General features: G+C 66.5%; 22 protein-coding genes. 6 read left to right on the top strand and 16 right to left on the bottom strand.

Features of this window, described 5'->3' with window-relative positions:
• Nucleotides 1-13: 13 nt before the first annotated feature.
• The 12 genes from CL52_RS14015 to CL52_RS13960 form a co-directional block, all read right to left on the bottom strand.
• A complete protein-coding gene (locus CL52_RS14015; RefSeq protein WP_043221377.1) occupies nt 14-1,384 on the bottom strand; it encodes an ABC transporter substrate-binding protein in 1,371 nt (456 codons plus the stop codon).
• 499 nt (nt 1,385-1,883) lie between these two features.
• Entirely contained in the window at nt 1,884-3,152 is a 1,269-nt protein-coding gene (locus CL52_RS14010) for a carbohydrate porin (protein ID WP_043221376.1), read from the bottom strand.
• Nucleotides 3,153-3,427: 275 nt separating this feature from the next.
• A complete protein-coding gene (locus CL52_RS14005) occupies nt 3,428-5,560 on the bottom strand; it encodes a PQQ-dependent dehydrogenase, methanol/ethanol family (protein ID WP_043221375.1) in 2,133 nt (710 codons plus the stop codon).
• 214 nt (nt 5,561-5,774) lie between these two features.
• On the bottom strand, nt 5,775-6,326 hold the full coding sequence (locus tag CL52_RS14000) for a VOC family protein (RefSeq protein ID WP_043221374.1): 552 nt from the start codon (nt 6,324-6,326) through the stop codon (nt 5,775-5,777).
• Between the two features lie 76 nt (nt 6,327-6,402).
• Nucleotides 6,403-7,143 (bottom strand): lipoate--protein ligase family protein, encoded by a 741-nt coding sequence (locus tag CL52_RS13995; RefSeq protein ID WP_043221373.1) that lies wholly within the window; start codon nt 7,141-7,143, stop codon nt 6,403-6,405.
• Nucleotides 7,140-7,844, bottom strand: a complete 705-nt coding sequence (locus tag CL52_RS13990) for a 2-oxo acid dehydrogenase subunit E2 (RefSeq protein WP_043221371.1) — start codon at nt 7,842-7,844, stop codon at nt 7,140-7,142. The genes CL52_RS13995 and CL52_RS13990 overlap by 4 nt, the downstream gene beginning before the upstream one ends.
• A 2-nt stretch (nt 7,845-7,846) precedes the next feature.
• Complete coding sequence (locus CL52_RS13985) at nt 7,847-8,080, bottom strand: lipoyl domain-containing protein (protein ID WP_041106711.1); 234 nt, start codon at nt 8,078-8,080, stop codon at nt 7,847-7,849.
• Nucleotides 8,081-8,085: 5 nt separating this feature from the next.
• The gene (locus CL52_RS13980; RefSeq protein WP_074519809.1) at nt 8,086-9,108 is read right to left on the bottom strand and encodes an alpha-ketoacid dehydrogenase subunit beta; all 1,023 of its coding nucleotides are present in this window, start codon (nt 9,106-9,108) and stop codon (nt 8,086-8,088) included.
• Nucleotides 9,109-9,121: 13 nt separating this feature from the next.
• Complete coding sequence (locus tag CL52_RS13975) at nt 9,122-10,192, bottom strand: 2,3-butanediol dehydrogenase (RefSeq protein ID WP_043223203.1); 1,071 nt, start codon at nt 10,190-10,192, stop codon at nt 9,122-9,124.
• A 274-nt stretch (nt 10,193-10,466) separates the two neighbouring features.
• Complete coding sequence (locus CL52_RS13970) at nt 10,467-11,456, bottom strand: thiamine pyrophosphate-dependent dehydrogenase E1 component subunit alpha (RefSeq protein ID WP_043221365.1); 990 nt, start codon at nt 11,454-11,456, stop codon at nt 10,467-10,469.
• A gap of 23 nt (nt 11,457-11,479) precedes the next feature.
• Nucleotides 11,480-13,057, bottom strand: coding sequence for a GMC family oxidoreductase (locus CL52_RS13965; RefSeq protein WP_043221363.1), 1,578 nt, complete (start codon nt 13,055-13,057; stop codon nt 11,480-11,482).
• Nucleotides 13,058-13,114: 57 nt separating this feature from the next.
• Complete coding sequence (locus CL52_RS13960; protein ID WP_043221361.1) at nt 13,115-13,618, bottom strand: gluconate 2-dehydrogenase subunit 3 family protein; 504 nt, start codon at nt 13,616-13,618, stop codon at nt 13,115-13,117.
• Between the two features lie 411 nt (nt 13,619-14,029).
• On the opposite strand from CL52_RS13960, the gene CL52_RS13955 reads away from it, so the two are divergent.
• The 5 genes from CL52_RS13955 to CL52_RS13935 all read left to right on the top strand — a co-directional run bounded on the left by CL52_RS13955 (nt 14,030) and on the right by CL52_RS13935 (nt 20,669).
• A complete protein-coding gene (locus tag CL52_RS13955; protein ID WP_043221359.1) occupies nt 14,030-15,958 on the top strand; it encodes a sigma-54-dependent Fis family transcriptional regulator in 1,929 nt (642 codons plus the stop codon).
• A gap of 170 nt (nt 15,959-16,128) precedes the next feature.
• On the top strand, nt 16,129-18,096 hold the full coding sequence (locus tag CL52_RS13950; protein ID WP_052264577.1) for a hybrid sensor histidine kinase/response regulator: 1,968 nt from the start codon (nt 16,129-16,131) through the stop codon (nt 18,094-18,096).
• A gap of 69 nt (nt 18,097-18,165) precedes the next feature.
• Nucleotides 18,166-19,053, top strand: coding sequence for a DMT family transporter (locus tag CL52_RS13945; RefSeq protein WP_052264576.1), 888 nt, complete (start codon nt 18,166-18,168; stop codon nt 19,051-19,053).
• 86 nt (nt 19,054-19,139) lie between these two features.
• The gene (locus CL52_RS13940) at nt 19,140-19,976 is read left to right on the top strand and encodes an AraC family transcriptional regulator (RefSeq protein ID WP_043223195.1); all 837 of its coding nucleotides are present in this window, start codon (nt 19,140-19,142) and stop codon (nt 19,974-19,976) included.
• A gap of 96 nt (nt 19,977-20,072) precedes the next feature.
• The gene (locus CL52_RS13935; RefSeq protein WP_043221357.1) at nt 20,073-20,669 is read left to right on the top strand and encodes a LysE family translocator; all 597 of its coding nucleotides are present in this window, start codon (nt 20,073-20,075) and stop codon (nt 20,667-20,669) included.
• Between the two features lies 1 nt (nt 20,670).
• Here CL52_RS13935 and CL52_RS13930 read toward each other — a convergent pair whose 3' ends face one another.
• On the bottom strand, nt 20,671-21,666 hold the full coding sequence (locus CL52_RS13930) for a ribonuclease Z (RefSeq protein ID WP_043221354.1): 996 nt from the start codon (nt 21,664-21,666) through the stop codon (nt 20,671-20,673).
• Between the two features lie 194 nt (nt 21,667-21,860).
• Here CL52_RS13930 and CL52_RS13925 point away from each other — a divergent pair, with 194 nt between their 5' ends.
• Nucleotides 21,861-22,643 (top strand): sulfite exporter TauE/SafE family protein, encoded by a 783-nt coding sequence (locus tag CL52_RS13925; RefSeq protein WP_041106700.1) that lies wholly within the window; start codon nt 21,861-21,863, stop codon nt 22,641-22,643.
• A gap of 155 nt (nt 22,644-22,798) precedes the next feature.
• On the opposite strand, the gene CL52_RS13920 is transcribed toward CL52_RS13925, so the two are convergent.
• The 3 genes from CL52_RS13920 to CL52_RS13910 form a co-directional block, all read right to left on the bottom strand.
• Nucleotides 22,799-23,224, bottom strand: a complete 426-nt coding sequence (locus CL52_RS13920) for a VOC family protein (protein ID WP_041106699.1) — start codon at nt 23,222-23,224, stop codon at nt 22,799-22,801.
• A 127-nt stretch (nt 23,225-23,351) separates the two neighbouring features.
• Nucleotides 23,352-23,903, bottom strand: coding sequence for a periplasmic-like protein (locus tag CL52_RS13915; RefSeq protein ID WP_041106697.1), 552 nt, complete (start codon nt 23,901-23,903; stop codon nt 23,352-23,354).
• Between the two features lie 61 nt (nt 23,904-23,964).
• Nucleotides 23,965-24,669 (bottom strand): MOSC domain-containing protein, encoded by a 705-nt coding sequence (locus CL52_RS13910; protein WP_043221352.1) that lies wholly within the window; start codon nt 24,667-24,669, stop codon nt 23,965-23,967.
• Between the last annotated feature and the right edge of the window lie 3 nt (nt 24,670-24,672).

Raw genomic sequence — 24,672 nt, 5'->3', positions numbered from 1 at the left:
GCCGCGCAGGGGCTCAGTCCAGCATCGCCACGGGTGCATCGGTCAGCAGGGCGCTGCCGCCGTGCTGGGCGATGTGCTGCTCCGAGTCGCTTTTCTTCATGAAGGCCAGCACCTCGCCGCTGGCGTCCTTGACCAGGTAGGCCGCCTTGCCGAACAGCTTCAGGCCGGTGAGGTTGTCGTAGACGTAGGTGGCGTTGATGGCGTTGCCGGACGCCTCGGCGTTGGCTTCGGCAGCGAGCATGGCGGCGGTGCTGTCGTAGGCGACGATGCCCTGGTCCTGGAACCAGATCTCCGCCGGTTTGCGTCCTGGCGCGCGGGCGACCGGGCTAACCACGCTGGCGACCGCGGCGGCGTAGTCCAGGCCCATGTCGGAGTAGGCTTTCTTCAGGTAGCTGTCGTCGATCCAGGCGGCGAAATCCAGATCGGGGATCTGCATTTCCTGCTGCAGCAGGGCGTGGTCGTATTTCATCGCCTCGACCCACTGCGGCTTGATGCTCGCCTCCATGGTCGAAATGCCGCCCTGGCTGAAATACAGATACAGCACTTCCTTCTCCACGCCGGTCCACTCGGCGACCTTTTCCGCGGCGCGCCGTGGGTCGTCGCTGATCCATTGCTGCGCGGCCAGGGTGGCCTTGAGCACGCCCTCGACCACCTCGGGGTACTGCTTGGCGAAGTCGTCGCGCACCACGATGCCGTGGAAGGTGGGGATGCCGGCCTCGCTGCCGTCGTAGATCTTCCGCGCGGTGCCGCGGAACTCCATGATCTCTGACCAGGGGCAGAAGTCGGCATGCGCGTCGATCTTGCCGGCGGCAATGTTCGCCGCGCCCACCGGTGGGCTCTGGTTGACCAGCGTCACCTTGTCGGACAGCCCTGCGTCGCGCAGCACCTTCAGGGTCATGCCCCAGGCCGCACTGCCGACCGGCGTGGACAGGCTCTTGCCTGCGAGGTCGGCAAGCGACTGCACGGGTGAGTCCTTGGGCACCACGATGCCGTTGCCGGTGCCCTTGAGGTTGTAGCCGGTCACGGCAATGAAGCGCGTCTGCTGCTTGCCGGTGGCCTGGAACTTGGCGCCATTGACGATCAGCGGGTAGTCGCCCATGACACCGAAGTCGAGCTTGCCGGCGAGCATCTGGTTGGTGATCGGCGGGCCGGAGTCGTAGTCGCGAAACTCGATCCGGTAGTCGGCGTCCGCATACTTGCCGGTTCGCGGCAGGTGCTTGTTCAGCAGGTCGAGCTTCTCCAGCACGATGCCGCCGGAAACGGTGTTGGTGACCATGCTCTGATGGCCAATTCCGATGCGGATGGTTTCCGCTGCCAGCGGGCCGCTGAACAGCAGTACCGATCCGAGTAACGAGGTCGCAAGCAGGCTATTCCGGTTGTCCATTTGTCTTCACCTTGGCGGTTGAGCAACTTGTACTAACAGGGCATGACGCCTGCTTTTGAAGGTGCACCGGCTGTGCCAGAACGCCGCGGATCGGAACTATGTTGCTGTTTTGGGAACGGATTTCGGCCTGCGGCTGACCACTTGATCAGGCGGCTTCCCAGCCCTTCGGCGCCCGTCGATGGTGCGCACCGGGTCACACCGTCCCAACGCGGCGCAGTCGGTGATGCCGCGGTTAGAACAAGTGGAACAAGTCAGTGAAAGGAGGTGACCCGCCCGCCGGTTTCAAATTGCTTGCGGTTAATCCCTACGCCAGCTGGTCTTGCTGCGGGCGATCGGGACAATCGATCGGGTACGACCATATTCATTCGGCAGCACGCTGATTTGGCACACCCACGGGGGGGGTACGCAAAGGTGAAGATTGAGGAGCTCTGGGGAGTAAGGCTTGAGCGAAGCGCAGGCGGCGACCGGCTTTGCGCGGTCGCCGCGCTTCATGCGCCGGTCAGAAGCTGATCACCGTCTTCAGCCCGAACACCACCACGTCTTCCGCCTCGTCGAAACCGCCCGGCCGGTGGAAGTACTGGACGTTTGGCGTCAGCGAAACCGCAGGTGTCAGCGCCACGCGGTAGTAGAGCTCGGCGGGGTATTCCACGTCGGGCACCGGCTCGCCCTGTTCGCGCAGGCGCTTGCGGGCGTCGTCGTTGATTTCCAGGCGGCCGAGGCCGAGGCCGAGTTCGTCATCCGGGCGCGAGGCGAAGGGGGCCGAGAGGCTGCCGCCAACCTGCCAGATGCGCTCGATATAGGTCACGTCCGGGTCGGACTGGATGAAGTTGGCAAACAGCTTCAACCGTCGCGCCGGCAGCGCCGCGCTCTGCCAGACCTGCTGCTCGGCCATCAGGTAGCCGCCCGTGGCGTGGTCGTGTTCGGCGGCCGCGGCGCCGGATAGCGACATGGGCCGGCCGGCACCGTCGCGGTAGAGGTCTTCGAAGTCACCGGTGTTGCGCCACAGGCCCAGGCGATAGGCGCCGGGTTGCCCGCCCAGGGTTGGCGTCCAGCCGAGTTCGGCGACCGCGTGGTAACCGGTGGTGCCCGAGGGGCTGCCGAAATTCAGGCCCTGCTCGCGCTCGGTGAAGCGCGGGTTGACCTGGTAGAGCGCAGTCTGCAACGACCATTCTTCGTTCAGCTGGAAGCGCGCGGTAGCGCCCCATTGGCTGATCGGCCAGGTGTACCAGTTGGGCGTGACGTAGCCGGGCACCGTGCCGCAGAAGCCGAGGTTCTGGAACGGGCAGGCGAAGGGGTAGATGTCCCCGCTCATGGGCAGCCGGCCGAGCTTGATCAGCAGGCGGTCGTCGAGCAGCGCCTGCTGGTAATAGAACTGCACCAGCCGGGTGGTGCTGCCATAGCCATAGATCTCCTGCGGCTGCAGCAGCACGCCGAGGTCGGCTTCGGCGTTGAGGTTCTCGCCGTTGCGGTTGACTACCGTGAAATGAAAGCCGGCGCCGGCCCAGCCCAGCAGTTTGTCCAGGTCCAGCGCGGCGTCGAACATCACCTGGTCGGCATAGGTGCCGGTGTGGTCATCGCCGCCCTGCGTGTTCCAGGCCAGCTCGTTGACGTAGGTGATCTGCAGGTCGACGCCGGCCTCATGCAGGCGGGTGCGGTTGCCGTTCCAGTCGCCGAACAGGAACTGGTCGGGTGAATATTCGGCCGCGTGGGCAGAAGTGAACAGGCAGGCGGCGAGAAGGCCGCTGCCGAAGCGCAGGCTTGTTGTCATTGTTCTGATCCTTCGGATGTGACGATGCGCAGTGCCGCGAATAGCGTCAGGTGCAAGGCCTATGGCATGAACGGTATTCGCAAGCGCTTGTGCTCATGGGGCATTACCTGTGGCTCGGTAACGGTGGCTGCGTTGGCGGTTCCACCGAGTTGAAAGCCCGAACCGGTCGTGATTGAAGGCTGTCGCCGGCACGTTCCATCACTTGGGTTCGGGCTCAGCCAAACTCGACCGCTTCTCGGTATTACCGGCTAAGTGGTCGGTTTGGCGTTGAAGGACTAGTGCCCTCCGCCCGACTTCACGCCGTCATGCGCTTGCCGGCGAACGAAGTGGCGAATGCTCTCCAGCTCGGCATCCGTCAAATCCGGGAACTTGGGCATGCCGTTGGCGAGCAACGCCCCACCGCGCACAACACGCTCAAAGGCTTTTTCGTTGCCCGAGAGCAGGATTGGCGACTCCCGCAGATCGGGCGCTTTCATCCCCGCGACCGCGCCGGCGCCATGGCAGCCGACACAGAGGTTTTCCGCAAAAGCACCCGCGCCGGCTTCCGCTTTCTTGGCGTCGACCTTGAAGTTCTCGTCGATGATGGGCTTGGCCAGCTGCGGTGCAGGCTGTTTGGGGATGACCGCTTTTCCGTCGAGCGAGAAGGTCATGATCCGGCGTTCATGCACACCGTATTTCCAGCCATGGCTTTCGAAACCCAGCTCACCGTTGCCGCCGAAATTGGAGGCCAGCGCCCCACCCGGGCCGACCAGCAGGGACACCATCTGCTTGCCGTCCAGCTTGTAGGTAATCGGTGGCGCGGAGATGCCAAGGCCTACGTCGTAGGACCAGAGCTCGTCGCCGGTGCGCGCATCGTAGGCCTTGAACAGGCCGTCAGGCTGACCCTGGAAAACCAGGTTGCCGGCCGTGGTCAGGGTGCCGCCACCCCATGGGCTCTTCTGGTTGACTTGCCACACACGCTCGTTCTTGACCGGGTCCCAGGCCTGCAACGAACCGCGAGTTTCATGCGGGTCCTTGGTCAACTCCCATCCGGTCAGGCCCAGATAGAGTTTGTGGCTCGCCATCTTGTGGCCAGGCTTCGTGTTCTTGCCATCGTCCTTGAAGGTATTGCCCAGATGGTTGGTGGGGATAAAGGCAAGGTTCAACTCGGGGTTATAGGACATTGCGTGCCACGAGTGAGCGCCGAAGGCCGAAGGGTAGATATTCTTCTCGCCATCGGGGTATCTGGCGTCCTTGGCGACAATATGGCGTTGCTCTTTCAGGTCGTAGCGGGGTGACCAGTTGGCGTCGGCGAATTTCTCGGCCGACAGTACCTTGCCGTTCGAGCGGTCGATTGTGTAGAAGAAGCCGTTCTTCGGCGCATGCAATACGGCGTCAACATCCTTGCCGTCGATTTTCAGGTCGGCCAGCACGATGTCCATGTTCGAGTTGTAGTCCCAGGTATCGCCGGGTGCCGTCTGAACGTGCCATTTGTACTTGCCGGTATCCGCATCTACCGCCACGACCGAACACAGGAACAGGTTGTCGCCGCCCTCCGGGCTACGCACCTTGATGTTCCATGGGCCACCGTTGCCGGTGCCAAAGATGAGCTGGTTGTACTTGGCGTCGTATGTCCAGCCGTGCCAGGCATTGCCGCCGCCGCCGTTTTCCCACCACCGGCCGCTCCAGGTTTTGGCCGCCATTGCCTGAGCAGGGTCCTCGAACCCATCGGCAGGGTTGCCGGGCACGATATAGAAGCGCCAGATCTGTTTGCCGGTTTCGGCATCGTAAGCAGTTACATAACCGCGCATCGGGCCGAGTTCCGTTCCGCCGTTACCGACAAATACCTTGCCATCGAAGGCCTTGGGATGGCCGGTGATATTCAACGGCTGGTCGTGATCGAAGGTGCGGGTTTGCCAGACTTCCTTGCCGTCTTTTCGGTTGATCGCGATCAGGCGGCCATCCCAGGTGGCGATGAACAACTTGTCGCCATAGGTCGAAAGGCCGCGGCTATGTTTCCAGAAGACCTTCTTCATGTTGTTGTCGAGAATTTCTTTGGAAACCTGCGGATCGTATTCCCAGAGCTTCTTGCCGGTGCGGGCATCGAATGCGCGCGTTCTGTTCATTTCGCCCACGTAATACATGACGCCATCGACGACCAGGGGCGTCCCGACCATATCGGATCGATCCGGAAGAGGGGCGTACCATTCGGGTTTCAGCCCGCTGACATTGTCTACATTGATATCTTTCAGCGGGCTGAACCGCTGTTCGGAGTGTGTTCGCCCATAAGCCAGCCAGTCAGCGGTGTTTGATTCATCAGACAATTCCTTGTCGGTAATCATCCGGTCCGATGCGTACAGCGGTGTAGCTGATAAAACCGAAGCTGCGATAACAAGCTGTGCCGTTAGATATGATTTCTTAGGTTTCATTATTGTTATTCCTTTATTGGCTTTTGTTGCAGGTATGCCTTGAGCGGACGAGTGCCGTTAAAGCGTTAACTGCTCTTCTTGATTCGCTTGTGATTTACAACGGCGCATACAAGCTGTGCGCTGATGTCGCTGTTCTAGTTATTTCTTGTCGGGTTATTGGCCCTGGCCAGCATTAGGGCCAGGCTGCGGCATGCGCTCGGCTGGTCGCCCCCGTTCAGCGCGCCGGGTGGCGCGGGTCCCAGAGCAGGCGATTGCGGCCCTGTTCGTAGGCCATGCCGTCGGGAAAACTGACCAGCTCCAGCTGCAGGCCCCAGGGGGCGAGGAAATACACCCAGGTCAGGCCCTTGCCTGGCCCCTCGGTGAAGGTCGAGGGCTCGCCGAGGACGCGGATGCCGCGTTCCCTGAGGAAGGCCACCGCGGCGTCCATGTCGTCCACGTAGAACGCCAGGTGGTGGCCGCCGATGTCGCTGTTCTTCGGTGGCGTGTCGGCCTGGTCCGGTGCCGAATACTCGAACACCTCGAGATTGGTGCCATTGCCGCAGCGCAGCATCTGGAAGTTGCGGATCACCGCACGCGGATTGACGTTGAGGTGCTCGTGCATCCAGTCATCGTCGAAGGCGAAGGTGCCGAGTTCGAAGAACGGCTCGCAGCCGAGCACCTCGCAGAAGAAGCTCACCGCTTCCTCGAGGTTGGGCACGGTCAGGCCGAAGTGCTGGATGCCGCGCTGGCCGGGCAGGCTGCCCTTGGGCGGGGTGGGGTGGCTCATGGGTGTTTCCTCCAGTGCAAAGGCAGGCGGGCTGCCGACTTGTTGTTGTGTACGCAAAGGAAGTACGGGCGCCGGCTCAGGGCAGGACGCGGGGCGGCGATGCGGCGCGTGCGCCGATTTCCAACCCGTGCCAGCCGAGCACGCGGCGATAGTGCTCGGGCAGCTGTTCAGCCTCCGACCAGGCTGCGCGGAGTCGCTCGGCCAAGGCCAGGTGGCGGTCCGCGCCGCAACGCAGGTCGCTGGCGCAGGCGTGATAGAAGCGGTTGACGACTTCGGCCATGTGCTCGCGCCAGTCGTCGATCAGCACCGCGGCGTGGGCCAGCACCACCGGGCGGCCGTCGCGGCTGCGTCGCCAACGCTGCGCGGTGCCGGCGACCTTGCGGCCCTCCAGGGTCAGGTTGAAGCGGCCGTCGCAGAAGGCCCCCGGAACGCTGGCGCAACCGGGTTTCAGCTCGTGCTCGGCGAGCCATACGGCAAGCGGTTCGAGTAGCCGCTCGTAAGCACTGTCGATCCGCCGGCCCTCGTCGTCGCCGGCCGGCAGGGCATAGGCGAGGGCGACATTGAGTACCGCGGGCGACTGCGGCACCGGCTCGCCGCCGGTGTCGCGCAGCAGGATCGGCCAGCCCTGGGCCGCGCAGCGCCCCGAAGCCAGTGCGAAGCCCGGCCGGCGCTCGAAGCTTTTCGGCATCACCAGCGCCTGCCCGGTCGGCCGCCAGAGCAGCAGCTGGCTGTCGAACAGGCCGTCGCAGACGCGCTGCAGCAGCGCCCGCTCGGCGTCCAGGCCCGCCGCGACGGTGAAGCGGGCGATGCCGTTCATGCGGCGTCCCCCTCGATGCGCCGACACAGGTCGTCGAGAAAGTCCGCCGCCGGCGCACCGTTCACCGCACGGTGGTCGAAGGTCAGCGACAGGCCCATCCACTCGACCTCCACCAGCTCGCCGCTGGGCCCGAGTTCCAGCCTTCGCTGAATGCCGCCGACGCCGAGAATCGCCACCTGCGGCGGGTTGAGCACCGGGGTGAAGTGGTGCACCCGCGACAGCCCCAGGTTGGAGACGGTGAAGGTGGCGCCGGTCAGCTCCTTGACCGACAGCTTGCCGGCCAGGGCCTTGTCCACCAGCGCCTTGCGCGCCTGGGACAGGCTTTCGCCGTCGAGCCGGTCGGCATCGAACAGCGCCGGGGCGACCAGCAGGTCGCCCGGCAGTGGGATGGCGAGACCCAGGTGCACCGCCGCGTGCTGGTGGATCACCTCGTCCTCCAGCGTGGCATTGAGTCCGGGATGGGCCTTGAGCGTCTCGATCACCTTGAGCAGCAATAGGTCCTGCACGGACACCGCGCTGCCCTCGGCTTTCAGTTCGGCCCGACGGGCTTTCAGCGCATCCAGCCGGCATTCGGCGTGGTGGGTCAGCTGCGCGGTGGTCTGCAGGCTTTCGAGCATCTTCGCCGCGATCATCTTGCGCATGCCCTTGAGTGGCACCCGGACGGGTGCACGCTCGGCAGGCAGTGTTTGCAGTTGGGTCATGGCTATTCCACCTGGGCGATGGTCGCGCCCTTGGCGATCACCGCGTCTTCTTCCTCGAGAATCTTCAGCACGCCGGCCACCGGCGCCTCGATCTCGAACTGGGCCTTTTCCGACATGATCTCGGCGACCAGGTCGCCAGCGGCCACTTCGGCGCCGTCGCTGACCAGCCAGGAGGTGATCACCGCCTCGGCGTCGCCTTCCCAGAGGTCGTCTGCAATCACGATGGGGGTACTCATAAACGTCATTCCTTATGCATGGCGTGATAGGCGGCCACGATCTTGTCCGCGCTGGGCAGGGCCCATTGCTCCATGACCGGGGTGAAGGGGATGGGGATGTCGGGGAAGGCCACCCGCTGCGGGCGTGCCTTGAGCATGCCGATGTCGTGCTCGACGACGCTGGCGATGATTTCGCCGCTGACGCCGAAGCTGTGGTAGTCCTCGTCGATCACGATCAGCCGGCCGGTTTTCTTCACCGAGGCGATGACGTGCTCGCGGTCCAGCGGCACCAGGCTGCGCAGGTCGATGACCTCGGCGCTGACGCCATCCTTTTCCAGCTGCGCGGCGGCGCGCAGGGCGTGATGCACGCCGGCGCCGAGACTGACGAGGCTGACGTCGCGGCCTTCGCGAACGGTCTTGGCCTTGCCGATCTCGACGATGTAGGGCTCGTCCGGTACCGGCACGGTGGCGCCTTTCTCGGTGCCCAGCCAGCCCATGCCCTGCAGCGCCTTGTGGAAGAGGTAGACCACCGGGTTGTCGTCACGGATGGCCGCGGTCATCAGGCCCTTGGCGTCGTAGGCATTGCTCGGCACCACCACCTTCATGCCCGGCAGGTGGGCGAAGGTGCCGTAGAGGCACTGCGAGTGCTGGCCAGCGTCGGAGTAGCCGGCGCCGGTGGAGGCCATCAGCACCATCGGCACCGGCACTTTGCCACCGGAGAAGTAGGTGTTCTTGGCCATCAGGTTGTAGATGGCGTCCATGCAGACGCCGAAGAAGTCGACGAACATCAGCTCGACGATCGGCCGCATGCCGTCCGAGGCGGCACCCACGGCGGCGCCGATGAAGGCGGTCTCGGAGATCGGCGTGTCGCGGATGCGCTCCTTGCCGAACTCTTCATAAAGGCCACGGGTGTTGCCGAACACGCCGCCGAGCTGGCCGATGTCCTCTCCCATCACGAACACTTTCGGGTCCAGGCGCATCTCCTGGGCCACGGCTTCAGCCATGGCGCGGGCGACGGTGAGCTTTCTCTCTTTTACTGCTGTGGTCATGGTGGTCTCCTGCTCAGCCGGCCAGTGCGCTGGGGCTGACGATGATCTTGACGTTGCGGTCCTTGTGGTTGGCCAGCTCCTCGAAGCCCTGCTCGAGAATGCTGTCCAGCCCGATGCGCCCGGTGATCAGCGGGGTGACGTTCATGCGGCCGTCGGCGATCAGGGCAATGACATCGGCGAATTCGCCGGCGTAGGCGAGCGAGCCGATCACCTGTTTCTCGGTGGCGACGATCTCGAAGAAGTTGAATTCCGAGGGCTCCTCGAAGATGCCCACCATCACGCAGCGGCCGGCCTTGCGGATCACGTCGATGGCGAGCTTGGCGGTGGCCTTGTGGCCGATGCATTCGAAGGAGGTGTCGGCGCCGTAGCCGCCGGTGATTGCCTTGATCTCGGCAATGGCGTCGCACTCGCTGGGGTCGATGACCCGCGTGGCGCCGACTTCCAGCGCCTTGGCCTTGCGCGCGGCGGACATCTCCAGGGCGATCACCTGGCCGGCGCCGGCGGCCTTGGCGCACATGATGGTGCACAGGCCGATGGTGCCGGCGCCGACCACCACCACCGTCTCGCCGAGCAGGCTGCCGGCCTTTTTCACCGCGTGCATGCCGACCGCCAGCGGTTCGATCAGCGCGCCGGCCTCCAGCGGAAAGCCTTCGGGCAGGCGGTAGAGCAGCTCGGCGGGGACGTTGACCAGTTCGGCGAAGGCGCCGTTGTTCATCAGCCCGGTGAAGGCCAGCTGTTCGCAGAGGTTGTACTGGCCGGTCTTGCAGAAGCGGCACTGGCCGCAGTGCTGGCAGGCGTCGGCGGCGACCTTGTCGCCCGGCGCGTAGCCTTCGACGCCGTCACCGGTGGCGACGATCTCGCCGCAGAACTCGTGGCCGAGGATGCACTGGCCCTTGATGCCGGTGAGCGGGTGCGGCGCATCCACCGGAATGAACACCGGCCCGGCGAGGTATTCGTGCAGGTCGGACCCGCAGATGCCGCACCAGTGCACGCGGATCTGCACCCAGCCCGGTTGCGGCGCGCCGGGCAGCGGCACCTGTTCCAGGCGGATGTCCTTGCGGCCGTGCCAGACGGCGGCGGTCATGGTGGCTTGGCTGTTCATGGGTGTTCCTCTTGTTGTTCTGGCTGGTGCCGTTCTCGGGACTTCTTTCGCGAGCGAGCTCGCTCCTACGGGTTCGGTCTGTCACGTGCCGCCTTGTAGGCGCGACCTTGGTCGCGAACCGGTGGCTCCGGTGTTCTTTCGCGAGCGAGCTCGCTCCTACGGGGTCGGTCTGTCGCGTGCCGCCTTGTAGGAGCGACCTTGGTCGCGAACCGGTGGCACCGGTGCTGTTCGCGAGCGAGCTCGTTCCTGCGGTGCGTTACACGAACACCTTTTCCATTGCCTCTTCCGGGCGTGGGTAGGGGCTTTCGCGGGCGAAGGCGACCGCTTCGTCGATACGGCCGCGGGCGCGTGCGGCGATGTCCTCGGCCTGGGTCTCGGTCATCACGCCTTCGTCGATCAGGCGCTGGCGGTAGCCGGGAATCGGGTCCTTTTTCATCAGGCCGTCCTTCTCGCCTTCGGGGCGGTAGGTTTCGCCGTCGCCCATGAAGTGGCCGGCCAGGCGGTAGGTCTCGATCTCGATCAGGGTCGGGCCGCCACCGGCGCGGGCACGCTCGATGGCTTCACCGGCGGCACGGAACACGCCGTCCGGGTCGTTGTTCTCGACGAACACACCGGGCATGCCGTAGGCCGCGGCGCGCACGTGGTGCTGCTTGATGCAGGTGGCGCTGGCCTTGGCCACCGAGATGCCCCAGGCGTTGTCCTCGATGACGAACACCACCGGCAGCTTCCACAGCGCGGCGAGGTTCAGCGTTTCGTGGAAGGCGCCCTGGTTGGCCGCGCCCTCGCCGATAAAGGACACGGCCACGCCGGGCTTGCCCTGCAGCTGCCGCGACAATGCGGCGCCGACGGCCGGGCCCATGCCCTCGGCGATGATCCCCGAACAGGAGAAATTCACCCGGCCATCGAACAGGTGCATGTGCCCACCGCGGCCGCCGGAAAGCCCGGTGGCCTTGCCGAAGATCTCGGCCATCATCTCGTTGAGGTCCACGCCCTTGGCTACGGCGATGTGGTGCGGGCGGTGGGTGGCGGTGACGATGTCCGCGGCCTCGAGGTGCGCGCAGACGCCCACCGCGCACGGCTCCTGGCCATTGGAAAGGTGCATCTCGCCGGGAATCGGGCCCTTGGCCATGTTGAACACCGGCGTCTTGCCTTCCATGTAGATGCGCTCGATGGATTCCTCCATGTAGCGGCTGGTCAGCATCTGTTCGTACATCCACAGGCGCTGCGAGGGGGTGGGCTGGGTCATGGTCGACTCCCTTGTAGTAGTGGTCAGATCGCGCGTTCGTTGAGCAGTCGGCCGATCTGGTCGGCCTGGCGCAGGGCCAGCGCGACGATGGTGAGGGTGGGGTTCTGCCCGCCGCTGGTGGTGAACTGGCTGCCGTCGGAGACGAACAGGTTGGGGATGTCGTGGCTCTGGCCCCACTTGTTCACCACGCCGTCACGGGCCTTGGCGCTCATGCGGTTGGTGCCCATGTTGTGGCTGGCCGGGTAGGGCGGCAGCTCGATCACCTCGGTGGCGCCGGCGGCCTCGTAGCACTTCGCTGTGGCGGCAACCCCATGCTTGCGCATGGCGGCATCCATCGGGTGGTCGCCCTTGGTCACCACCGGGATCGGCAGGCCGTACTGGTCCTTCTCGGTGGCGTGCAGGGTGATGCGGTTGCTTTCCAGCGGCAGGTCCTCGCCGCACAGCCAGACGCCGGACATGCGGTCGTACTTTTCCATCCGCGAGGTGAACTGGCGGCCCCAGCCCTGCGGCGTCGGGTCGAGAAAGGCCGAGAGGAACGGCAGGCCGAGGGCGAGAATTTCCAGCCGATAGCCGCCGACGAAGCCGCGTGAAGGGTCGTTGTAGGATTCGTCGGAGATAACCCCGGCACAGGTGGTGCCACGATACATGTGCACCGGCTTGGGCATCACCGCGAAGATGCCGGCGGTGGTGTGGGTCATGTAGTTGCGCCCGACCTGGCCAGAGGAGTTGGCCAGGCCGTCGGGGAACATCGAGGACGCGGAGTTGAGCAGCAGGCGCGGCGACTCGATGGAGTTACCCGCCACGCACACCACGCGGGCCTTCTGCCGCTGGATGTTGCCCTGGGCATCGGCATAGACCACGCCACTGGCGCGGCCCTTGGCGTCGTGCTCGATGCGCAGCACCATCGACTGTGGGCGCACTTCGCAATAGCCACTGGCTTCGGCGCGGGGGATGTCGGTGTAGAGCGTCGACCACTTCGCGCCCATCTTGCAGCCCTGCATGCAGAAGCCGATCTGCTGGCAGGCGGCGCGGTCGTCGTAGGGCTCGGTGTTGATCGCCATCGGCCCGGAGAGGATCTCCTTGTAGCCGACCCGCTTGGCGCCAGTGGCCAGCACCTTGAAGGAGTTGTGCCACGGGTGATAGGCCATGCCGGTGCTCGGCCCGGTCACGCCCATGTGCTTCTCGGCCTTCTCGTACCAGGGCGCCATCTCTTCCAGGGTCACCGGCCAGTCCAGCAGGTTGGCGCCGGCGATATCGCCGTTGATGCTCTGCATCTTGAATTCGAAATCACGAAAGCGCAGGGCGATGCCGGCCCAGTGCACGGTGCTGCCGCCCACCGCCTTGACGATCCAGGCCGGCAGGTTGGGGTTGTTCTCGGCCAGGTGCCAGCCGCCGGCAGCGATGCGTTTGTCGAGCCAGGAGATCTTCTTGAACATCGCCCACTCGTCGTTCTCGATGTCGTCGAGGGTGAAGCGCTTGCCGGCCTCCAGCACCACGCTGCGAATCTTCTGCTTGGCCAGCGCGTTGGCTAGGGTGCCGCCGCTGGCACCGGAACCGATGATCACCACGACGCTGTCGTCGTCCTGGGCAAACGTTGCCATGGGGTATTTCCTCGTCTTGTTCTTGTTTTGGGCGCGCCGCGGAGGCGGGCGGTTGGCCTAGAGCCAGTTCAGGTCGTTGAAGCCGCGATTGACGTAGCCGCCGTATTCCCACGACGAGCCCTCGTAGCCGAACAGCGGAAACAGCGCCTTGTTGTCGTACAGGCCGAACATCAGGTTGCTGCGCACGGCCTTGAAGAACGGCGTGCGCTCGACCTCGGTCAGCAGGGCGACGCGCTGCGCTTCGTCGAGCGTCTCGAATGGGCGGTCATGGGCCTTGAGCGCGCGCCGGTCGAGGTCCTCGAGGCCGTCGGCGACCAGCTTCGGCTGTTCCTTGACCAGCTCGGCCAGCGGGCGGGCGTAATGCGCGTCGTCGATGAAGTCGTGGGGAAATACGTCGCGGCCCATGCGCAGCAGCCCGGCGGGCAGCTCTGGCAGGGCCTCGTCGGCCAGCAGGCGCACGGGAATCAGTTGCGCCAGGCTGAAGGCCAGTGCGGACTGGCCGGTCAGGGATAGAAAGCGTCGGCGACTGAGGGCGCCTTTATGGCAGGCTGGATCTTGCATGGCTCAGCTCCTGATTTATTGCCGGAGCCTGAGAAAAGTGCAGGCGCCTGGCGTTCTTGTTATGCGGGGGCTTGTTTTGCAAGAGTGCAGGAGCAGGGCGCGTGCCAACTTTCAAGATGGCCTTATTGTTTGAGTAACCTATTGATATAAATATATTTATTCTTTTATGAGTGTGGGGCTGTAATCGGAGTGTAAAACGCCCCGAGCTTTACACCTGTAACGTCGCTGTAAAGCGCTTTACAACTTGGATGCCTCTTTTAAGCGGTGGCATGTTCCAAAGTTGAACTTCCCAGCCGGGTGCATTGGTTTATGCTGGCTGGCAGTTGTAACGGGTCGAATACAAACAGACCGTCAATAAGAAGAATCACCCAGGTCTCCGGGCGCCTGCGTGCCGGGGATCGAGGAGGAAGCATGACGCTGCTCGCCACGCCTGCCAGTCATATCGAGGCCGTGCTGTCGCTGGCCAACGCACCGCAGCAAAGCGGTGACCGTGACCCGATCATCGCCCGCTCCTGGCGCCGCTGCGTGCACGACTACGGGCTGGACCCGGCGCGCCCGTCCGAGGCGCGCTTCGTGCCGCGGCGTGTGCTGCGCGAGCACCAGGATCAGGCCGACGAGCTGATCGCCGTCGCCCGCGCCGGGGTCGAGCAGCTGTACCGGCATGTCGCCGAGCTCGGCTACGTCATCCTGCTGACCGACAGCCGCGGCATAGCCGTGCAGTTTCTCGGTGACCCGGCCGACGAGAAGGCCCACCGCAAGACCGGCCTCTACCTCGGCTCGGACTGGGGCGAGGACCATGCCGGCACCTGTGCGGTCGGCACCTGCATCAAGGAACAGCAGGCGCTGACCTGTCACCAGCACGACCATTTCAGCGCCTGGCATACCAACCTCACCTGCACCGCGGTGCCGATGTTCAACCCGCAGGGTCAGCTGCTGGCGGTGCTCGACATCTCGGCGCTGTATTCGCCGCCGTCGAAGGACTCGCAGACCTTTGCCCTGCAGCTGGTCAAGCAGTACGCGCGGATGATCGAGGACGCCTACTTCCTGCGCCTGTACCGCGACCGGCCGATCCTCTGCTTCGATGCCTCGCGCGAGTTCGTGCTGATCAACCGCCACTACCTGCTGGCGCTTGGCGACGATGGCGAGCTGCTGGCCGGCAACACCGCCGCCCGCGGCCTGCTCGCCGAGCACGGGCTGATGACGCCGGGGCCGTTCGGCAGCCTGACGCGGGCACGCATCGACGAGTTCTTCGACTGCGAGCTGGCGGACATCCTCAGCATTCCCTACGCCAGCCATGACCAGGTGCGCGCCTTCCGCACCGGGCGGCACAACCGGCTGTTCTTCGCCGCGCTGATGGAACCGCGCCGCGCCGCGCCGCTGCCGGCCGAGCGCACGGCGGGCGCGCCGCGCTGCGCGCTCGATGCCCTGGCCGACGACGATCCGGCGATGCGCAAGATGCTCGCCCGCGCCCAGCGGTTGTGCAGCGAGCCGCTCAACGTGCTGCTCAGCGGCGAGACCGGTACCGGCAAGGAGCGCCTGGCGCGCGCCCTGCACGAGAGCGGCAGCCGCCGCCAGGCGCCGTTCGTGGCGATCAACTGCGGCGCGGTGCCCGAGTCGCTGATCGAGAGCGAGCTGTTCGGCTACGCACCCGGCACCTTCACTGGCGCACGCAGCAAGGGCATGCGCGGGCTGATCCAGCAGGCGGACAAGGGCACGCTGTTCCTCGACGAGATCGGCGACATGCCGCTGCACTTGCAGACCCGCCTGCTGCGTGTGCTCGCCGAGCAGGAGGTGACGCCGCTGGGCGCCGAGCAGCCGGTCAAGGTGGATATCCGCGTGATCGCCGCCAGCCACCGCGACCTGCGGCAGATGGTCGAGGCCGGCGCGTTCCGCGAAGACCTGTTCTACCGGCTCAATGGTGCACTGCTGAAGCTGCCGCCGCTGCGCGAGCGGGCCGACAAGGGCTACCTGATCGAGCGCGTCTACGCTGAGCTGGCGCAGGGCCGCAGCAATGCCCCGCACCTGCGTGGCGATGCCATGAGTGCGCTGCTGGCCTATCCCTGGCCGGGCAACATCCGCGAACTGCGCAACGTCCTGCAGTACGCCCTGGCGACCTGCGAAGGCGCCGAGATCACCGTGCACGACCTGCCCGAGGAATGCCTGCCGCGTACCCTGGCCCGCCACGAGCCGCCGGCGCTGGAGCAGGGTCCCGACGAGGCGCTGCGTAGCCTGCTGCGCCGGCAGCGCTGGAACGTCAGCGCGGTGGCGCGCGAGCTGGGCGTGTCGCGGCCGACGGTGTACCGGCGCATGCGGGTGCTGGGGATCGAGCCGCCGGTCTGAGCACCCGGTGCGCGGCCGCACAGGCCTTTGCCGGACCGCGCGGCGGCAATTGCCGTTGCGTTGAAGCAGACACGCACCGGCGGTGGTCAGAACACCTGAATCAGGTGGCGGCCGCGGAGGGCGGTAGTGGAAGAAAGCAGGGCGTTGCGACAGGCGCTGAAATCGAGGAAGTGCCGGTCATCTATTTCGACATGAGCGGTCGCTTCGTCGATGCCAACGGCGCGTTCCTGCGTCAATCGCAGTACAGCCGGGCCGAGCTGGAAGACGGTGAGCTGTCCTGGCAGCGACTCACCCCGCCCGAGTGGGTCGAGCCGTCGGAGCGGGCCTTCGCCGAGCTGAAGCGGCGGGGCGCCACCACCCCTTACCAGAAGGAATACATCCGCAAGGACGGCACGCGCTGGTGGGCGCTGTTCGCCGCCAAGCGCCTGTCGGAACACCTGGCCTTCGAGTTCATCATCGATATCACCGCGCGCAAGCGGGCCGAAGAGGCGCTCGCGCAGAGCGAGCAGCGCCTGCGCTCGCTGATCGACGCGCTGCCCTCGCCGGTGTGGCGGGCGAATGCCGCTGGCCACTGGCGCTGGGCCAGCTGCCAGTGGCCCGAGCTGACCGGGCAGACCTGCGAGGACTGCGTCGGGCTCGGCTGGCTGGATTCGCTGTGCGACGAGGACCGCCGTGCCGTGCTCGCCGCCTGGCAGCAGGCCGGGCGCAACGAGGTGCTGCAGTTCGAGTGCCGGGTCCGCGACGCGCGCGCGCAGGAATACCGCTGGATGCAGGCCAAGGCCGTGCCGATGGCCGACGAGGAGGCGGGCAGGATCGAGTGGGTCGGCACCTTCACCGATGTCGAGGAGCAGTGCCGCGCCCGCCAGGCGCTGGCGCAGAGCCACGCCGAACTGGAGGCGCTGGTCGAGACGCGCACCCACGCCCTGCAGCAGACCGTCGACCGGCTCAATCGCGAGACGCGCGAGCGCAAACAGGCCGAGGCCCAGCTGCTGCAGAGCGAAAAGCTGCGCGCGGTCGGCCAGCTGACCGGCGGCATCGCCCACGACTTCAACAACCTGCTCGCCGGTATCAATGCCAGCCTGGAGCTGATGCAGCTGCGCCTGAACCAGGGCAAGGCCGAGGAGGCCGACCGCTACTGCTCGCTGGCGCTGTCGTCGGTCAACCGCGCCGCGGCGCTGACCAAGCGGCTGCTGACCTTCTCCCGGCAACAACCGCTCGAACCGAAGCGGGTGGAGCCCAGCCAGATCATCGCCGAACTTGAAGAGCTGGTGCGCCGCACCGTCGGGCCGAAGATCCGCGTGGAGACCCGGCTGAAGGCTGCCAATGCCGTGCACTGCGAGCCCTCGCAGCTGGAGAACGCGCTGCTGAACCTGGCGATCAATGCGCGCGATGCGATGCCCTCCGGCGGCTGCCTGACGCTCGCCACCGACGTCTGCGAGCTGCCCGCCGAGCAGGCCACCGAGTTGCTGCTCGACCCCGGCCGGTATCTGTGCATCGAAGTCACCGATAGTGGCGTCGGAATGAGCGAGGAGGTGCGCGCGCGTGCCTTCGACCCCTTCTTCACCACCAAGTCGATCGGCGAGGGTACTGGCCTCGGCCTGTCGATGGTCTACGGCTTCACCCAGCAGTCCGGTGGCCAGGCGCAGATCAACAGCGCGCCAGGCCGGGGCACGACGGTCAGGCTGTTCCTGCCGTTCGCCGCTGCGGGAACGCTCAAGACGGGCCCGGCCGAGGCGCAGCCGTCCGCGCAGCGGGCGCAGGGCGAGCGCATCCTGCTGGTCGAGGACGAGGCAGTGATTCGCGAGGTCGTCAGCGAGCAGCTGGCCGATCTCGGCTATCGGGTCAGCACCGCATTCGACGGCCAGTCGGCGCTGCAGGAGGTCGAGCGGCTCGGCGAGTTCGATCTGCTGATCAGCGACATCGGCCTGCCCGGGGCCTGGTCGGGCAACCGCCTGGCCGAGGAAATCCGCACGCGAATGCCTGCGGTCAAGGTGCTGTTCATGACCGGCTTCGCGCCGAACGAGTCGGCGCTGATCGAGGCCAGCCAGGCCGGTGGCGCCAAGCTGCTGAAGAAGCCCTTCACGCTCGGCCAGCTCAGCGGTTGCGTGCGCCAGACGCTTGATCAGACCGGCCGCTAGCGCGCCGGCCGGTTGTGTCGTTGTGGCCAATGCGCCGAGAATCGCGGCTCCGGCAAACATGTGGTCACGATGAACGATAACAACCATAAGGCCGTGGCGCCGTCCTGGCACCAGGCCTGGCTCTGGCCCGCGCTGTTCAGCCTGCTGGCGTTCGCCGCGAACTCGATCTTCTGCAGGCTCGCGCTGACCGAGGGCGGCATCGACCCGCAATCCTTCACGGTTGTCCGGCTGGCCAGCGGTGCGCTCTTTCTCTGGCTGCTGACGCACCGCCGACGCTCGCCATCGGCGGCAAGCGGCAGCTGGAAGGGCGGGCTTGCATTGTTCCTGTACGCCTACCTGTTCTCGGTGGCCTATGTCGAACTGGGCGCGGGCGTCGGCGCGCTGATCCTGTTCGGCGCCGTGCAGCTGACGATGTTCGCCTGGGCCTGGCTCAAGGGCGAACGCGTCCGGGCGAACGTGCTGATCGGCATGCTGATCGCCTTTGCCGGCCTGATTGCCCTGTTGCTGCCCGGTGCGAATACGCCGGCGCTCGGCAGTTCCTTGCTCATGCTGGTCGCCGGGGCGGCCTGGGGCGCCTATTCACTGATCGGCAGGGGCTCGACCGATCCGGTGGCCGACACGACCGGAAACTTCGCCCGCAGCCTGGTGTTTCTGCCCGGCCTGGCGCTGGTGCTGGCCTGGGGCGAAGGCCCGCAGCTGGGCGCCGCCGGGCTGCTCTATGCCGTGGCTTCCGGTGCGCTCGCCTCGGGCGCCGGTTACGTCGTCTGGTACGGCGTGGTCAAGCGGATCAGCGCGCAGCAGGCGGCCACGCTGCAGCTCAGTGTGCCGATCCTGGCGGCGCTTGGCGGCGTGCTGCTGCTCGGCGAGCCGATGTCGGTGCGTCTGCTGGCGACCTCGGCGACGGTGCTTGGCGGTGTCGCGCTGGCGCTGCTGCCGCGGCGGCAAACCGCTGCCTGAGTGCGCGGGCTGCACAAACGTTCTAAGCGCGGCCAGCCGGATGGACTAAGGTGCCGAATACTCGGACGCACGGGCTGGAAGGCATGGTGGACAGGCTCAACTGGATCGACCTCGCGCAGGATGCCGATACCGGCATCGAGTCGATTCGTGCGCATTTTCGCGGCCATGCCTATGACCCGCACTGGCATGAGAGCTTTCTGGTCGGAGTGACCGAGCAGGGCGTGCAGCAATTCCACTGCCGGCGGGTGAAACATCTCAGTACGCCCGGCAAGGTCATCCTGCTCGAGCCTGGCGAGCTGCACGACGGCCATGCGCCCACCGATGAGGGCTTCACCTATTCGATGCTCTACCTCGACCCGCAGTGGCTCGAGCGCGAGTTGCACGCGCTGTTCGAGCATGCGCCGGCCGATAGCCAGCCCAGCTTCGCCGACACCCTGAGCACCGATCGGCAGCTGGCCGCGACCATCTTCCGCGCCTTTCATGCCCTGCATGAGCGCGATCTGCGCATCGTCCGGCAGAGTGCCCTCGACGATCTGCTCGCCAGCATGACCGGCCATCTTCACTGGCGCCGTCGGGTCAATCCCGACCCGCGTCTGCCGCTGGTGGCGCAGCGGGCGCGCGATTACCTGCATGCCCACGTCGACCGCGACATCGGTCTCGACGATCTCGCCGCGGTCTGCGGCGTGGATCGCTTCCGCCTCAGCCGCGCCTTCAAGAGTGCCTTTGGCCTGGCGCCGCACGCCTACCTCATCCAGCTGCGCCTGGCCAAGGCGCGTCAGCAGCTGGCGCGCGGCGACAGCCCGGCGGCGGTCGCCTGTGCGCTGGGTTTCGCCGACCAGAGCCACCTGGGCCGCTGGTTCCGCCGCGCCTATCGGCTGACGCCGGCCGACTATCGGCGCCGCTGCTCAAAGCTTCCAGACTGACGGTGCATGGCCGGCGAGCATGAGGCTTCCCGTATCCGCAGGAGCCCGTCATGTTTTGCTGCAAGCGCTCGATCACCGGCCGGAGGGACTGACGCAATGCCGTCCCTGTTGCCCTTCGTGCTGTTCGCCCTGGTCGCCACCCTGACGCCGGGGCCGACCAATATCCTGATGCTCAGCCACGGCGCGCGCTTCGGCCTGCGCGCCACCTTGCCGCTGGTCCTCGGCGCCTGCCTGGCCGCGGCGCTGATCGTGCTGGCGGTTGGCCTGGGCCTGGGCGAGGTGCTGCTGCGCTATCCGCAGATTCAGCGGGCGCTGAGCCTGCTCGGTGCGCTGTGGCTCAGCTGGCTGGCCTGGACGCTATGGCGCGGCGCGGCCGAGCCGCTGGCCCCGGGGGCCGGGCGCGCCAAGCTGGGGCCGGGCGGTGCCGCGCTGCTGCAGGCGGTGAACCCCAAGGTATGGATGATGGCCGTCGCGGTGGTCGGGGTGTTCGCGGTCGGTGCGCCCGACAGGAGCGCACGGGTCATGCAGCTGTCGTTGATCTTTCTGCTCATGGCGCTGCCGTGCATGAGCCTGTGGGCCATGCTCGGCGCCGGCAGCGCGCGCCTGCTGCGCTCGCCGCGGCGATTGCGCTGGCTCAACCGCTTGCTGGCGCTGCTGCTCCTGGCCTCGACCTGGCTGGCGCTGCTGCGCTGACTCAGGCCGGTGCAGCGGCCGGTGCCGCGGCCGCTGTGGTCTCGGCGACCTCCAGCGCGCCATCCTTGCGCAGTTTCAGATGCAGGAAATCCTGTGCCAGGAACAGCTGCCCGCGGTAATGGCGGGCCGCTTCGCTGCGGATGTCTTCGACCGAGCGCCCGGCGCGCCCACCGGGCTGATAGCGCGCGCTGAAGTGAGTAAGCACCAGGTTCGGCAGGTTGGCCTGCTCGGCAAAGGTCGCCACCTGCGCGGCGGTGCTGTGACCAAAGGGGTTGCCGGTGGCATGCACCAGCGCCTCGGTGTAGGTCGCCTCGTGCACCAGCACCTGGGCGCCTTCGCAGGCTCTGGCGAGCAGCTCGGGACGGTCGTTGTCGCCGCCGATGACGATGCGCCGAGGCGCGCGGGCGAAGTCGAGATAGCGTTCGCTGCGCAGCGTGCGTCCGTCTAATTCGATGTCGTGGCCGCGCGCCAGCTGTCCCCACAGCGGCCCGCGTGGAATGCCGTCGCGTTCCAGCCGGTCGATGGCCAGCTTTGGATCGGGACGCGCTTCGGTGAAGCGATAGCCGTAGCACGGCACCCGGTGAGAGAGCTCGGCCGGCTCGACATGCAGCTGCGGGCTGCGCCACTGCTCGAGCGTTTCCACGGGGTGGAAGCGCAGCTCGAAGGGCAGGGCGGTGCGGCTCATGTCGAAGGTGGCGCGTAACCAGGCCTCGATGGCGGCCGGTGCGACGATATCGAGCGGTTCCTCGCGTCGCGCCATGCCGGCGCTGGCCAGCAGGCCGGGCAGGCCGTAGCAGTGATCGCCATGCACGTGGGTGATGAACAGGGCGCGCAGGCCGTGCAGGCTCAGCGGCGTGCGCAACAGCCGGTGCTGGGTGCCTTCGCCGCAGTCGATCAGGTACCAGCCCTTGCCGCTGTCGTCGAGCAGCGCGGTGGCGCTGACGTTGCGGGCACGCGTCGGGGTGGCCGAGGAAGTTCCGAGAAATAGCAGGTCCACGGGTGGGCTCCGAAAGCAGACGTCTCAGTATGTCCGAGCCGATTGCCGGGCGATAAGTCCGTGATAGCGCCGGGCGGCGTGGCTTATATCTTTTCGCTTATAAGAAAGTCCGAATTTATATTAAACATCGCTATTTCTGGCCGTTATGCTGCCCGCCATCGACACGGCCCCGGTGGGCCTTCCGGGGTAAGACGATGGATTTCGGTGTTCTGGGTTTCGTCATTGCGGGTCTGGTGGTCGGCTTTATCGTCGGCATGACCGGGGTGGGTGGCGGCTCGCTGATGACACCGATCCTGCTCTGGTTTGGCGTCAACCCGGCCGCGGCGGTGGGCACCGACCTGCTCTATGCCGCGATCACCAAGGCTGGCGGTGTCTGGGTCCACCAGAAGAACCGCAACATCGACTGGGGCATCACCGGCTGGCTCGCCCTCGGCAGCCTGCCGGCGGCCGGGCTGACGCTGTGGTTCCTGCAGTGGCTGCAGGCCGACCAGGAGGCGCTCAACGCCGTGATCAAGCAGTCGCTTGGCGTGGTGCTGGTGTTCACCGCCCTGGCGGTACTGTTCAAGCGACGCCTGCTCGACATCGCCGCGCGCCTGTCCGGCTCGAAGAAGCGCCTGACTGCGCGCCGATTGAACGGGCTCACGGTGCTGGTTGGCGCCGTACTGGGCGCGATGGTCACCCTGACCTCCATCGGCGCCGGAGCCCTGGGCACGGTGGCGCTGTTCTTCCTCTACCCACTGCTGACCACACGCCGCCTGGTCGGCACCGAGATCGCCCATGCGGTACCGCTGACGCTCGTGGCCGGGCTCGGCCATGCCGGGATGGGCAACATGGACTGGACGATTCTCGCCTACCTGCTGATGGGCTCGCTGCCGGGCATCTACTTCGGCAGCCACCTGTCCGGCCGCGTGTCGGACGAGGTGCTGCGCCCTTGCCTGGCGATCATGCTGGCGGCGATCGGCTACAAGCTGATCTGAACTATCGAGCGCCGCCCGCGGCGCGGCGATCGTGAGGCTTGGCGGTTGGGGCGGGGCTGGCAAGGTTCGGTTGTCGGCTCACGGCCAGGCCGCTCGCGTCCAACGGGGCCGGTGCCCCGAGGCGCTGCCCGCAGGCAGGCCTTCCGGCATCCGGCTCAGGCCGTTTCGCAGTTCACCATCCAGGACACGCCGAAGCGATCGGTCAGCATGCCGAAGCGTTCGGCCCAGAAGGTCTTCTCGAACGGCATCGTCACCTGTCCGCCTTCGCCCAGCGCGTTGAACAGGCGCTCGCCTTCGGCGACGCTGTCCGGGTTCAGGGTGATCGAGCAGCCCTTGATGCCCTGGTAGGGCTCGCCGCCGCACAGCTCGCCGGGCATGGTGTCCGAAGCCATCAGCGCGTAGCTGCCGACGTTCAGGCAGGCATGCATGATGCGTTCGCCGAATTGCTGCGGGTCGAAGCCTTCGCTGGCCGGGGCCTCGGCAAAGGTCATCAGCTGCAGGGTGCCGCCGAGCACCTCCTGGTAACGGGTGAAGGCCTCGCGGGTCTGGCCGTCGAAGGTGAGGTAGATGCAGATCTTCATGTGCCGCTCCTGACTGGGTTGCGCATGCCCGGGCGATCCGGCTGCCCGGCGTTCAGGCTGGAAAGCGTAGCCCTGCGGCTGCACTCGGCGCGGGTGGCCGACCAGTGGTCAGCGCGGCGGGGCCGGCTCAGTCCAGCCGGTAGCGGCGCAGGTCCCGACGGCTCAGCAGGCGCAGGCGGCCCGGCTCGACGCGCTGAATATCGGCGGCCAGCGACGGGGCGACGCCCATCTGGCGCAGGTAGGCCTGCGGGCTCTGGCGCAGGCGCTGGCGATTCGGCTGGAGCGACTCGCCGTCGCCGCCGAACGGCCGCTGCAGCGCCACGTGGCCGCGCACCGTGCGCTGGCGGCCGGCCGCCAGCAGGTAAACGCAGCTGCCCTGGCAGAGCGCCTCGGGCGGGATCACGGCGTCGAAGCCGGTCTCGCGCAGCAGGCGGCCCATGCGCATGGCCTCGCTGACGCTGCCGCCGATGTTGTCGAGCACCAGCAGCTTGCGCGTGTAGCGTCCCGGGTGTGCGGTGAGGCCCTTGAGCAGTGCTTCGTAGTCGCCCGCCGCGATCTGCTCGGTCACCCGGGCAACGAGCACCGGCCCACTCTGGCGCTGCACCGGCAGGACCTGGACCTCGGCTCGCAGCGACGAGCAGGACAGCGCCAGGGCGCAGAGCAGAACGGGGCGAAGCATGCTGGTCGATACCTGAGTGGAGGCGAGGGCTGCAGAAGATACCTGTGGCGCTCGCGTTCGCCTACCGCGTAGCGGCGCCCGATTCGCGGCCGTAGAGGCGTTTGCTCCAGTCTTCGACCTGGCGCTGGCGTAGTCGCCGCTCGACCAGCTTGCGCCAGGATGGCACCAGCGGCAGTTCGCTCAGGCGTTCGAGGGCGGGGATGTCCAGCGTGCGCTGGTAGAGCAGCTCGAGAATCCGCGACAGCGGCCAGTCGGGGTGCGCTCGGTCCTCCAGCCGCAGCGCCTGGCCCGGTTCCAGCAGGCCGGGCACCAGCACCCGGTAATACCAGCCGGTCATGCCGCTCTGCTGGACCTGCGCGGCCATGTCATGTACGCCGAAGCGCTCGTTGAGCTTCCAGCACGGCTGGCGGCTCTGGGTGACCTGCAGCAGCGCCTCGCCGCAGCGCAGCACATCGCCCAGACAGAGGTCGGCCTCGGCAAGCCCGCAGGTGCTGATGTTCTCGCCAAAAGCGCCGGGCGACTCGAGCAGCGCGTGCTTGCCGAGCCGCGCCTGCCAGTGCCGATAGTGCTCGCGCGGATAGTGGTGGATCGCCTTGTCGAGGCCGCCATGCACGCGCAGGTCGCCCTGCTCGTCGCCGGCCAGGCCATAGGCGCCGGCGCGTAGCGGCCCGGCGACCGGCGCCTTGGCGATGGCGCTGCTGGTGCCGGGGCGGGTGTAGGGGACGGCCTTGCCGATGAGCAGGTGGTCGATTCGGGCCAGGTGCATGCG

Source organism: Stutzerimonas balearica DSM 6083, from assembly GCF_000818015.1.
In the GTDB taxonomy this organism is placed as follows: Bacteria; Pseudomonadota; Gammaproteobacteria; order Pseudomonadales; family Pseudomonadaceae; genus Stutzerimonas; species Stutzerimonas balearica.
The sequence above is the reverse complement of the archived record's forward strand: the minus strand, read 5'-3'. Positions and strand labels throughout refer to the sequence as shown.

Bases quoted from the DNA above. Each gene is read 5' to 3' on its own strand.
- CL52_RS14015 (WP_043221377.1), bottom strand. From the start codon at position 1,384: ATGGACAACCGGAATAGCCTGCTTGCGACCTCGTTACTCGGATCGGTA.
- CL52_RS14010 (WP_043221376.1), bottom strand. From the start codon at position 3,152: ATGACAACAAGCCTGCGCTTCGGCAGCGGCCTTCTCGCCGCCTGCCTG.
- CL52_RS14005 (WP_043221375.1), bottom strand. From the start codon at position 5,560: ATGAAACCTAAGAAATCATATCTAACGGCACAGCTTGTTATCGCAGCT.
- CL52_RS14000 (WP_043221374.1), bottom strand. From the start codon at position 6,326: ATGAGCCACCCCACCCCGCCCAAGGGCAGCCTGCCCGGCCAGCGCGGC.
- CL52_RS13995 (WP_043221373.1), bottom strand. From the start codon at position 7,143: ATGAACGGCATCGCCCGCTTCACCGTCGCGGCGGGCCTGGACGCCGAG.
- CL52_RS13990 (WP_043221371.1), bottom strand. From the start codon at position 7,844: ATGACCCAACTGCAAACACTGCCTGCCGAGCGTGCACCCGTCCGGGTG.
- CL52_RS13985 (WP_041106711.1), bottom strand. From the start codon at position 8,080: ATGAGTACCCCCATCGTGATTGCAGACGACCTCTGGGAAGGCGACGCC.
- CL52_RS13980 (WP_074519809.1), bottom strand. From the start codon at position 9,108: ATGACCACAGCAGTAAAAGAGAGAAAGCTCACCGTCGCCCGCGCCATG.
- CL52_RS13975 (WP_043223203.1), bottom strand. From the start codon at position 10,192: ATGACCGCCGCCGTCTGGCACGGCCGCAAGGACATCCGCCTGGAACAG.
- CL52_RS13970 (WP_043221365.1), bottom strand. From the start codon at position 11,456: ATGACCCAGCCCACCCCCTCGCAGCGCCTGTGGATGTACGAACAGATG.
- CL52_RS13965 (WP_043221363.1), bottom strand. From the start codon at position 13,057: ATGGCAACGTTTGCCCAGGACGACGACAGCGTCGTGGTGATCATCGGT.
- CL52_RS13960 (WP_043221361.1), bottom strand. From the start codon at position 13,618: ATGCAAGATCCAGCCTGCCATAAAGGCGCCCTCAGTCGCCGACGCTTT.
- CL52_RS13955 (WP_043221359.1), top strand. From the start codon at position 14,030: ATGACGCTGCTCGCCACGCCTGCCAGTCATATCGAGGCCGTGCTGTCG.
- CL52_RS13945 (WP_052264576.1), top strand. From the start codon at position 18,166: ATGAACGATAACAACCATAAGGCCGTGGCGCCGTCCTGGCACCAGGCC.
- CL52_RS13935 (WP_043221357.1), top strand. From the start codon at position 20,073: ATGCCGTCCCTGTTGCCCTTCGTGCTGTTCGCCCTGGTCGCCACCCTG.
- CL52_RS13925 (WP_041106700.1), top strand. From the start codon at position 21,861: ATGGATTTCGGTGTTCTGGGTTTCGTCATTGCGGGTCTGGTGGTCGGC.
- CL52_RS13920 (WP_041106699.1), bottom strand. From the start codon at position 23,224: ATGAAGATCTGCATCTACCTCACCTTCGACGGCCAGACCCGCGAGGCC.
- CL52_RS13915 (WP_041106697.1), bottom strand. From the start codon at position 23,903: ATGCTTCGCCCCGTTCTGCTCTGCGCCCTGGCGCTGTCCTGCTCGTCG.
- CL52_RS13910 (WP_043221352.1), bottom strand. From the start codon at position 24,669: ATGCACCTGGCCCGAATCGACCACCTGCTCATCGGCAAGGCCGTCCCC.